Source organism: Planktosalinus sp. (genome assembly GCF_059864935.1).
Map to the genome: position 1 here is coordinate 1 of NZ_JCBCCK010000504.1, position 10,448 is coordinate 10,448.

Annotated in this window: 12 protein-coding genes; 8 read left to right on the forward strand and 4 right to left on the reverse strand. The window is 39.1% G+C overall.

Features of this window, described 5'->3' with window-relative positions:
* The coding region (gene porZ / locus AC6F75_RS14505; RefSeq protein WP_500715803.1) for a type IX secretion system anionic LPS delivery protein PorZ at positions 1-1,145 on the reverse strand (1,145 nt) is incomplete at its 3' end.
* Between the two features lie 119 nt (positions 1,146-1,264).
* Positions 1,265-2,608, reverse strand: coding sequence for an NADP-specific glutamate dehydrogenase (gdhA, locus tag AC6F75_RS14510; protein ID WP_500715804.1), 1,344 nt, complete (start codon positions 2,606-2,608; stop codon positions 1,265-1,267).
* Positions 2,609-2,769: 161 nt separating this feature from the next.
* Here gdhA and AC6F75_RS14515 point away from each other — a divergent pair, with 161 nt between their 5' ends.
* Positions 2,770-3,549, forward strand: a complete 780-nt coding sequence (locus AC6F75_RS14515) for a THC0290_0291 family protein (RefSeq protein ID WP_500715805.1) — start codon at positions 2,770-2,772, stop codon at positions 3,547-3,549.
* Here AC6F75_RS14515 and AC6F75_RS14520 read toward each other — a convergent pair.
* Positions 3,546-4,688, reverse strand: coding sequence for a cystathionine gamma-synthase (locus tag AC6F75_RS14520; RefSeq protein WP_500715806.1), 1,143 nt, complete (start codon positions 4,686-4,688; stop codon positions 3,546-3,548). The genes AC6F75_RS14515 and AC6F75_RS14520 overlap by 4 nt on opposite strands.
* Before the next feature lie 102 nt (positions 4,689-4,790).
* Here AC6F75_RS14520 and AC6F75_RS14525 point away from each other — a divergent pair, with 102 nt between their 5' ends.
* The 3 genes from AC6F75_RS14525 to AC6F75_RS14535 are packed head-to-tail and all read left to right on the forward strand — an operon-like array spanning position 4,791 to position 6,814.
* Positions 4,791-5,546 carry a PdaC/SigV domain-containing protein gene (locus tag AC6F75_RS14525; RefSeq protein ID WP_500715807.1) on the forward strand — a complete coding sequence of 252 codons (756 nt, stop codon included), beginning with the start codon at positions 4,791-4,793 and terminating at the stop codon, positions 5,544-5,546.
* A 28-nt stretch (positions 5,547-5,574) separates the two neighbouring features.
* Positions 5,575-5,928: an ArsC/Spx/MgsR family protein gene (locus tag AC6F75_RS14530; RefSeq protein ID WP_500715808.1), complete on the forward strand. Its 354-nt coding sequence runs from the start codon at positions 5,575-5,577 to the stop codon at positions 5,926-5,928.
* Complete coding sequence (locus AC6F75_RS14535) at positions 5,921-6,814, forward strand: EamA family transporter (protein ID WP_500715809.1); 894 nt, start codon at positions 5,921-5,923, stop codon at positions 6,812-6,814. The genes AC6F75_RS14530 and AC6F75_RS14535 overlap by 8 nt, the downstream gene beginning before the upstream one ends.
* Here AC6F75_RS14535 and AC6F75_RS14540 read toward each other — a convergent pair.
* Positions 6,806-7,282, reverse strand: a complete 477-nt coding sequence (locus AC6F75_RS14540; RefSeq protein ID WP_500715810.1) for a thioesterase family protein — start codon at positions 7,280-7,282, stop codon at positions 6,806-6,808. The two genes, AC6F75_RS14535 and AC6F75_RS14540, sit on opposite strands and share 9 nt — an antisense overlap.
* A 73-nt stretch (positions 7,283-7,355) precedes the next feature.
* Between AC6F75_RS14540 and AC6F75_RS14545 the strand changes: the two genes are divergently transcribed.
* Genes AC6F75_RS14545 through nadD form a run of 4 tightly spaced genes read left to right on the forward strand, consistent with a single transcriptional unit; the run spans position 7,356 to position 10,389 of the window.
* The gene (locus AC6F75_RS14545) at positions 7,356-8,315 is read left to right on the forward strand and encodes an alpha/beta fold hydrolase (protein WP_500715811.1); all 960 of its coding nucleotides are present in this window, start codon (positions 7,356-7,358) and stop codon (positions 8,313-8,315) included.
* A 39-nt stretch (positions 8,316-8,354) separates the two neighbouring features.
* A complete protein-coding gene (locus AC6F75_RS14550) occupies positions 8,355-9,212 on the forward strand; it encodes a YicC/YloC family endoribonuclease (RefSeq protein ID WP_500715812.1) in 858 nt (285 codons plus the stop codon).
* Entirely contained in the window at positions 9,212-9,796 is a 585-nt protein-coding gene (gmk, locus tag AC6F75_RS14555; protein ID WP_500715813.1) for a guanylate kinase, read from the forward strand. The genes AC6F75_RS14550 and gmk overlap by 1 nt, the downstream gene beginning before the upstream one ends.
* 2 nt (positions 9,797-9,798) lie before the next feature.
* Positions 9,799-10,389, forward strand: a complete 591-nt coding sequence (gene nadD, locus AC6F75_RS14560) for a nicotinate (nicotinamide) nucleotide adenylyltransferase (protein ID WP_500715814.1) — start codon at positions 9,799-9,801, stop codon at positions 10,387-10,389.
* Positions 10,390-10,448 lie beyond the last annotated feature (59 nt).

Here is a 10,448-nt window from a genome sequence, read left to right on the forward strand (position 1 = left end):
GCATCCAAAACACCTTCATAAGGAATATTCGTCCATTCATTATTTTCAAAATGGCTGATGCCTCTTCGGTTGGGATTGAGTGGATAAGGGTTGAAAAATAACGACACTGCACCATATACCACCCAAAGCTGGCCCGGCGTGGCATCAATGGCAAACGGACTGTTTAACAATGGCCCTTCAGGAAGAATCTGGTTGGCTTCATTTCCGTTAAACGGAACTTCCAAAATCCCGAACTGTTGTGTGGCTAAGTACACTTTTTCGTTGTAAGCCAATGAATTTGAGAGTGTGTATTGAAAATCGACTACATTGTTTATTGTCGATACCTGATTCATCAGGACATCAAAAACAGTTGAGCGTGTTTCTGAAGTTACGGTAAGATGATTTTCGGTGGTATATATGTTTTTATTTGCCTGAGGAAAGGTAGCAATAACCGTAATATTTCCGTTTGTCAATCGCAGTAGCCTTGAATTAAAATCAATTCCATAAAGATGATTTCCAAATGACTGGATTCCTAATATGCCAAAAGGATAAAAATCATTCCATTGCTGAAAATTGATGAGGTTTGGGTTGTTTACATCAGCACTCTTCACCTTGTTGTTCATAGCGGCATAAATCAATCCGTCGTGAACGGTCACTTGATTCACCTCAACCTGAGCTCCAAAGTCTCCAATAAAATAAGTGTCCCCAAACTCCAGCCTGGTAAGGTCATAAATTGAAACACCAAATTCTGTTGAGATGTACACATTGCCGCTAAACTCATAAAAATGGTTGATCCGCTTTTGGTTTGGGGGGATTGTAGGTTTGTTTAAAATATCAATAACCCTTAAAACGGTATTGTCATCAAAAATAAGTTCGATAAGTCCGTTTTGATAGCCAACCATAATGATGTCAAAATTGGCACTGTAATACACTTTAGATATTAAATCGCCTGAAAGCCCCTGAATCGTAGTGATTGTATTGATTTCCGTGGTTATTAAATCATAAATAAAAATGGCATTTTCAGATGCGGCAATGATTTTATCGTTGCCGGTGGCTATATCGACCACATTGGAATAGGAAAAATATCCTTTCCATTGATTTTCAAAGTTTTGCGTAAAACCGTTAAAACTTATTAACAGGATAAAGAGGGTTGTCAGTCGCTTCATATGATGGATACTCACTTACAGTTTCATTAACACATTTAAAAAGAATTTATTGCGAATGCCAGAAACAAAAAACCACCCGTTCTAACAGGTGGTTTATCAAATTCGTTTATGCTTATCGCTTATACAACACCTTGTGCAATCATTGCATCTGCAACTTTAACAAATCCGGCAATATTTGCTCCTTTTACATAGTCAACATAGCCGTCATTATCTTTTCCATATTTCACACAGGCATCGTGGATGTCACCCATGATTTTAAACAGCTTCTGATCAACTTCTTCGGCTGTCCAGCCATAACGCATGGAATTTTGAGACATTTCAAGTCCAGATGTTGCTACACCTCCGGCATTTGATGCTTTTCCGGGCGAGAATAAAATTTTTGCCTTCAAAAATATTTCAATGGCTTCTGGTGTGCTTGGCATGTTTGCCCCTTCACCCACACAGATACATCCGTTTTTAACCAGGGTTTTGGCTTCTTCTTCATTTAATTCATTTTGTGTGGCACAGGGTAGGGCCACGTCACATTTTTCGCCCCAGGGCCGTTCCCCTTCAACAAATTTTGCGTTTGGATATTGAACCACATATTCGCTGATTCTACCTCGCTTTACGTTTTTTAATTCCATTATAAAGGCAAGTTTTTCTTCATCTATACCATCGTTGTCTACGATATATCCACTTGAGTCTGAAAGCGTAATTACTTTAGCTCCAAGTTGAGTGGCTTTTTGAGCGGCATATTGGGCTACATTTCCTGAACCGGAAATTGTTACTATTTTTCCTTCAAGCGTTTCGCCTCTGGTTTTCAACATACTTTGAACGAAGTAAACATTTCCATAACCGGTGGCTTCAGGGCGCATCAGTGAACCGCCAAACGATATTCCCTTTCCGGTAAATACCCCTGTAAACTCATCTTTCAATCGTTTGTATTGTCCAAACATATAGCCCACTTCACGTGCACCGACTCCAATATCTCCTGCAGGAACATCAGTATCCGGACCAAGGTATTTATGGAGTTCGTTCATTAAGCTTTGGCAGAAGCGCATCACTTCAGCATCTGACTTTCCTTTGGGGTCAAAGTCTGCCCCTCCTTTACCTCCGCCCATTGGCAGAGTGGTCAGTGCATTTTTAAAGGTTTGTTCAAAACCCAAAAACTTTAAGACACTCAGGTTTACTGAAGGGTGAAAACGCATTCCGCCCTTATAAGGTCCAATAGCCGAGTTGAACTGAACACGGTATGCCTTGTTGATCATTATTTCACCATTGTCTGTCGTCCAAGGCACCCTGAAAATGATGACTCTTTCTGGCTCTACCATGCGTTCAAGAAGTTTGTGTCCCTGATATTTTTTATTTTCTTCAATAAAGGGCATTACTGTTTCTGCAACTTCTCTAACTGCTTGCAAAAATTCAGGCTCATTGGGGTTTGATTTTTCAACCTGAGCGACGAAGTTTTTTATGCTTTCTGTCATTTTGAATAATTTTACGTAACGTTTTCGTTAATTTGGGTGCAAATATAAAGTAAAAGAAATTATTCTTTTTTGACAAAAGTCATAATTACTAAATTTTTATTTAACTTTCATCTTAATTTTGTTTTTATATATTTGTCTAGTCTCAAATAATCTTTATCCCTATGAAAACCAAACACTTTGTCTTGGTATTTGTTTTTTCCTTTTTTTACCTAGGCTCCTTTTCTCAATTTGGGTTTTCACACGAAGTTGGTATAATTACCGGCCCTGTTGTTTTTTACTCAGATTACGGGGTACGAAATGATATTGAAACAAATATGAATAATGTTGGGTATGGTGTCGGGTTGATTCACTATATAAATTTTTCCTATAGCGCCGATTGTAATTGCTACACAAGGGACACCTATTTTAATGATCATTTTAAATTAAGAAATGAGGTGTCCTATCACAAAACACAGCTTCAACATTATGGCAAGTGGGTTGATCCTTCAAGGACTTCACTCACTGCTGAACAACTTAGGGGTATGAGAGGTTCAACCTCTGTATTTGATATTGGCTCCCAATTGGAGTATTTCCCCTTAAGTATTAGAGATTTTGTTGCTGGCAGGTATCTAATTGCTCCTTTCGTAAGTTTGGGCACTCATTGGGTCAATTTTAGCCCTGATGCATACACTATTTTTGAACCATCTGAACTTGGTCAGGCACTTTATCCTGACAAGTATGACGAGACTTCAAGAAGAACTGAACCTGGATCAACCTGGTCTGTGGTCTGGAGTTTAGGTTTTAGATATAAGCTAACCCCCATGAGCGACCTGATGCTTGACGGTCGCTGGCAATTTTACTTTTCTAACTGGGTGGATGGTCTCAACCCCGAGGTGCCTGAAAACTTCGCTAACGACTGGATATTTTGGCTCAATGTCGGATACATACTTTATCTCGATTAAGCTAAAGCTTGTGTTAAATCCTCAATCAAATCTTCTGCATCTTCAATTCCCACACTTAAGCGGATAAGTGAATCGACAACTCCTGTTTTTTCGCGTTCTTCTTTTGGTATGGATGCGTGTGTCATACTTGCCGGGTGTCCTGCAAGCGATTCAACACCTCCCAATGATTCGGCTAGGGTGAAAATTTTTAGCTTTTCCACTACTTTTATGGCATCTTCAATATAATTTCCTTTTGTAGTAAACGAAATCATCCCGCCAAAGTCTTTCATTTGTTTTTTGGCTATTTCGTGATTGGGGTGCGATGGAAATCCCGGCCAGTACACATTTTCAACTTTGGGATGGGTCGAAAGAAATTTTGCAACCACTGCTCCATTTTCGCAATGTCTTTGCATTCTCAAGTGAAGTGTCTTTATTCCTCTCAAAACCAAAAAACTGTCTTGGGGACCACACACGGCACCACTGGCATTTTGTATAAAATATAGTTGTTCTGCAAGTGCATCGTCATTAACAATCAAAGCACCCATAACCACATCGCTGTGTCCACCCAGATATTTGGTTGCGGAATGCATCACAATATCTGCTCCCATTTCCAATGGTTGCTGCAAATAAGGTGTGGCAAAGGTATTGTCAACCGCAAGCAGAATCTTGTGTTTTTTTGCGATTTTTGAACAGGCTTGAATGTCAATGATATTCATCATTGGGTTTGTAGGGGTTTCCACCCAAAGCAGCTTGGTGTTTTGATTGATGTAGTCTTCAATTTTGGAAGCGTCCTGCATACCGATAAAATGAAACTTGATGCCAAATTTTTCAAACACCTTTCTGAACAGTCGGTAACTGCCCCCATAAAGGTCGTTGGTTGAAATCACTTCATCACCCGGATTCAAGAGTTTAATCACCGCATCAATCGCTGCAAGACCGGAGCCAAATGCCAAACCGTGTTTTCCGTTTTCGATACTTGCAAAAGCTCTTTCAAGAGCTGACCTTGTAGGATTTCCACTTCGGGAATATTCAAAGCCTTTGTGACCGCCGGGGGTCGTTTGAGAGTATGTGCTTGTTTGATAAATAGGAGGCATCACAGAGCCGTATGCCGGGTCAACATTGTGCTGTCCTCCGTGAATGGTCTTGGTATTAAACTTCATAAAATGGGTTTTAAATTTTAAAAATAATCACAAATGTAAGGGAATATTCGGTCAATATTAAATCAAAATGTATATTTAGCGGCTGTTTAACAAATTGTTTTTATGTTTAGAATCATCCCCCTGCTTCTTACCGTTATTTTGGTAAGTAGTTGTTCATTTAATACCCCTTTGAAATTTGAAAAGTCAAGTATTTCTGCTGTAAACTTTGATGATTGTCTCTCAACAAATTGCCCGAGTATTAAAATACAATACCTCAAAGCTTCAGGCAATAATCAAAAATCCAAAAAGGTCAACCGGCACATTGAAGATGCCTTGATTGATATTGTTGCTTCCGCTGAAGATGACCGAAGTTATATAGCTCATGTTTCAGAAGCAGTTCAGTTTTTTATTGACGATTTTAAAAAGTTTCAGGAAGAATTTGGTAACAACTACGTGGACTATGATGTGGATACATTTATGCAGGTTTCGTTTCAATCGGAAAGTTTAGTGTCGATTGAATTAAATTATTATCTGTACACCGGAGGTGCTCATGGTCAAAGCGGAATCAAGTATTTAAATTTTGATGCGAAAACCGGTGAATTACTCTCAGACAATAACATCTTTAGCTTATCTGATGAATTAATCGCTTTTTGCGAAAACAAATTCAGAAATGTCTATCAAATCCCAAAAGACAGAACTATTAATGCAACAGGATTTTGGTTTGAAAATGACACTTTTCATTTACCCGAAACAGTCGGGTTTACCCAAACGGAAATGATCTTGCATTACAACCAGCTTGAAATTGCCAGCTATGCGGAAGGCCCGATAATTTTGACAATCCCCTTCGAAGAAGTAGCTCAATATCTGAAGTATTATTAAATTTGTTCCATAATTTAACTACATCGGTTTGAAAAAGTTTTATTTCCTGTCCAGCTGTTCGACCTGTAAACGTATTATGGATGAACTTTCACTTCCGGATGATGTTGTTATTCAAGACATTAAATCTCAACCCATTTCTAAAAATGAACTTGAAGTTTTACACCAACTTGCCGGCAGTTATGAGTCTTTATTCAGCAAAAGGGCGCAGTTGTACAAGGAGCGTGATTTAAAATCCAAAAGCCTTTCCGAAACCGATTATAAAAACCTCATTCTGGAACATTATACCTTTCTTAAACGACCTGTTTTAGTAATTGAAAATCAAATTTTTATTGGCAATGCTTCCAAAACTGTCAAGGAAGCTTTAAATGCACTACATGGATAGCCGCAGCAAGGCCCTGCTTGCCGCAACCGCTGCCAGTGCCATCTATGGCATCAACCACAGTATAGCTAAAGGTATTATGCCTTATTTCATAGAACCTTACGGGTTTATTGTTTTAAGGGTCATTGGAGCCTGCCTACTTTTCTGGATCATTTCTTTGTGGTTTCCCAACGAAAAAATTGACCCAAAGGACTGGAAGAAAATCTTTGTTTGTGCCCTTTTTGGAATGTCCATCAATATGCTGATGTTTTTTAAGGGATTAAGCCTTTCCACACCCATTAACAGCTCGGTAATCATCACGCTTTCTCCTGTTCTGTTGTTAATCCTTTCGGCTATTTTAGTCAGGGAAAAAATTACCTTTTTAAAAGCAGGAGGAATTTTTATCGGACTGGCCGGAGGACTGGCACTGGTGCTGTTTGCAGAAAAAGATCAATTCAACGCACCTAATATTCCACTAGGCAATGTTTTGTTTATCATCAACGCGACTGCCTACTCCATTTATTTGATTCTGGTAAAACCTTTAACTGCCAAATACAGTTCCATTACATTGATGAAATGGTTGTTTTTGTTTGCTGTTTTTATCAACCTTCCCGTGGGTTTCAATGAGTTCATGAGAGTTGAATGGAGTACCCTGCCTCTTGATGTTATTCTAAAAATGGGCTTTGTCGTGGTGGGAACTACCTTTTTAACTTACCTGTTTAACATTTATGCCCTTAGGCAATTGCGTGCTTCAACCATTGGTGCGTTTATTTATTTACAGCCTGTTATTGCGGTGATGTTTGCTGTAGTTATAGGTGCAGACTTCCTCACTCCTGTAAGGATCTTGGCAGCTATTTTGATATTTACAGGTGTGTATATGAGTTCGCGTAAGCCGAAAGACTTAGCTTAAATCCTTGGGCATTTTACCATATTTACGGGTGTCTTCTTTCGTTAGGACTTTAAAATCTTCCGTTTTGGCAAGACCGCTTAGTTTTTCAAGAAGTTCATTTGGAAGCGCAGTGAGTCTTCGTTCTTTCATATCAATCCAGCCACCCATAATTTCACAACTTGCAAAATTCTTTCCGTGTGAATCGTAAAAGTTGTGGAGAAACTCAAAATACATGCCGTTTTCAGAAAGGCCTTTTAACTGCAATGAAACCGTAATTGGTTTTCCAACAAATACCTCTTTAAAATAGTATATGTGCTCATAAAACACCACCGGGCCAATGTTGTAATGAAGCATCTCCCGCTGTCCCAGGCCATTTTCCATTAAAAACCCCATGCGGGTGTGACTCATAAAATTGATATAAGCACTGTTGGCCAAATGCCTGTTGGCATCAATATCACTCCATCTGATTTCAAATTGTTTGGTGTACATTGCAGAAAGTTTTTGCAAACTTAATTAATTTTGCTGTGCACGCATAGTATTTTAACGAATTCGTTTCCCCTTTATGCCATTAATTTCATCCACATACAAACCTCCTGTACTTTTTAGAAACGGACATTTTTCTACGATTTACTCGTCAAAATTGCGCGTTCCACCTAAGGTTCAACAAAACAGGGAGCGCATTGTTTTACCCGATGGTGACTTTATGGATTTAGATTGGAGTTATGCAACTAAAGAGAGTTGTCAGTTAGGGGTTTTGCTTCATGGTTTGGAAGGCAATGCACAGCGCACTTACATGAAGGGCATCGCAAGTCATTTAAACAAAAAAGGGTGGGATACCGTTTCCGTAAACTTTAGAGGGTGCAGCGGTGAGCCCAACAAACTTTACAAATCATATACTGCTGGTGCTACAGACGATTTGGAAATTGTAATTAACCATATACTTGAAAAAGACAGGTATGACAAAATAATGCTTAACGGATTCAGCCTTGGTGGAAATTTAATGTTGAAATATCTAGGCGAAAGAAATATAGTTCCAAATGAAATTAAGAAAGCCGTTGCGGTTTCCACACCACTTTCGCTTGAGCATTCGCTTGAAGAACTCAACAAACGACACAACGTGATTTACTCACAATTTTTTCTGTTAAGCCTGAAGAAAAAACTCAAAGAAAAAAGCCAAATGTTTCCGGATGATATTCATCCCGATGACCACAAAAAAATAAAATCACTTTTGGATTTTGACTCTATTTACACTTCAAAAGCACACGGTTTTGTTGATGCTTATGACTATTACCGCAAAAACAGCAGCCTGCAGTTTCTGCCCGAAATTAAAATTCCTGTATTGATTTTAAACGCACAAAACGATACTTTTTTATCAGCTTCCTGCTATCCTGTTGACCTGGCCAAAAAACAATCAAACATTTTTCTAGAAATCCCAAAATATGGCGGCCACGTGGGTTTTTATGACAAAAGCAACATCTATTACAACGAAAAACGCACGGCTGAGTTTATCAGTGGGCTTTAAGCCATTTTCTTTACCTTTGCAAAACTTTAAAAGAAAGTTATGATACAATCCATGACAGGATTTGGGAAATCTGTAAAACAACTTCCCAACAAAAAAATTACCGTTGAAATCAAATCACTTAACAGTAAAAGTATTGATTTGAACACGCGCATTCCTTCCGCTTACCGCGAAAAAGAACTTCAAATCAGAACCATGCTGTCCAACAAACTGGAGCGCGGTAAAGTTGATTTTGCACTTTTCATTGAACTAACCGGTGAGGAAACCTCAACCCAAGTCAATGTTCCTGTTGTGGAAGAATACATCAAGCAACTCAGCCTGGTGGTAAACGGCGACCGCACAGAACTCCTCAAAATGGCCATCAGAATGCCCGATGCCCTAAAAACCGAAAGAGAAGAAATTGACGAAAGTGAATATCAGCAAATTGTTGAAGCCATTGATGAAGCACTCATTGAGATAAACAAATACCGCAGTGATGAAGGCGAAATCCTGAAAAAGGATTTCAAAATGCGTGTTCAAACCATATCAGATTTGTTAAACAAAGTCATCCAAATGGATCCTGAACGCATACAAGGTGTAAAGGAACGTTTGCGAAAAGCTGTCAGCGAGCTGAAAGAACAAGTGGATGAAAACCGCTTTGAACAGGAACTCATCTACTACCTTGAAAAATATGACATCACCGAAGAAAAAGTGCGCTTGGATAACCACCTGAACTATTTTCTTGAAGCACTCAACTCTCCGGATTCCAACGGAAAAAAACTGGGCTTTATCACTCAGGAAATTGGCCGAGAAATCAATACTATCGGTTCAAAATCCAATCATGCATCCATGCAGCAGCTTGTTGTCCAGATGAAGGACGAACTTGAAAAAATCAAGGAACAATTATTAAACGTGCTGTAATGGAAGGAAACGGCAAACTTATTGTTTTTTCAGCACCTTCCGGATCGGGAAAAACCACTTTGGTACAACACCTGCTCAAACAGGAAGATCTCAACCTGGGGTTTTCCATTTCTGCAACTTCACGAGCACCGAGAGGTGAAGAAAAACACGGTGAGCAGTACTATTTTATGTCTTTTGAGGAATTTAAAAAACACATTAAAAACGACGATTTCCTGGAATGGGAAGAGGTGTACCGCGATAATTTCTATGGCACTTTAAAATCTGAAGTGGACCGCCTTTGGTCTTTGGGGAAAAATGTGGTTTTTGATATTGATGTTGTAGGCGGTTTACGCATCAAAAAAAAATATCCTGAACAAACACTGGCTGTTTTTGTAAAACCCCCCAGTGTTGACGAACTCAAACGCAGGCTAAAAGAGCGCAAAACCGAAAGCGATGACAAAATCAATATGCGCATCGCCAAAGCATCAATTGAACTCGCCACTGCACCACAGTTTGATTATGTGATTGAAAACAACGATTTGGAAACCGCACTACAGGAAGCACACGATTTAGTGTCCAATTTTTTAAATTCAAAAAACACCTAATCGTGAAATCAAAAAAAATCGGTTTGTATTTTGGCTCATTTAACCCCATTCATATTGGGCATCTGGTCATTGCAAACCATCTTGTAGAATACAGTGACCTAGACGAAATCTGGTTGGTGGTTTCTCCTCACAATCCCTTTAAGAAAAAGAAAACCTTGCTGGATGACCACCATCGGTTGGAGCTGGCTCAAAGGGCTTGCGAAACTTACGAAAAGCTAAAAGTAAGCGATATTGAGTTTAAACTGCCACAACCCAGTTATACCATCAACACATTGGTGCATCTTTCGGAAAAATATCCCGACATTCAGTTTTGTTTGTTGATGGGTGAAGACAACCTCAACACCTTCCATAAATGGAAAAACTATGAGGTGATTTTGGAGCAGTATCCCATTTATGTGTACCCCAGAAAAACCGATAACGGCCACGAAAACCAATTTACAAATCATCCCGATATTGTACACATAGATGCCCCGATAATGGAGATTTCTTCCACTCACATCAGAAAAGCCATAAAATCAGGAAAAAACGTCAGACCACTGTTGCCCAATGAAGTCTGGAACTATATTGATGAAATGAATTTTTACCGCAAATAAAAACCGCCCTTGTTGAGAAACAAGAGCGGCTTTCAAACTAAATAACCAACCAAAAAACC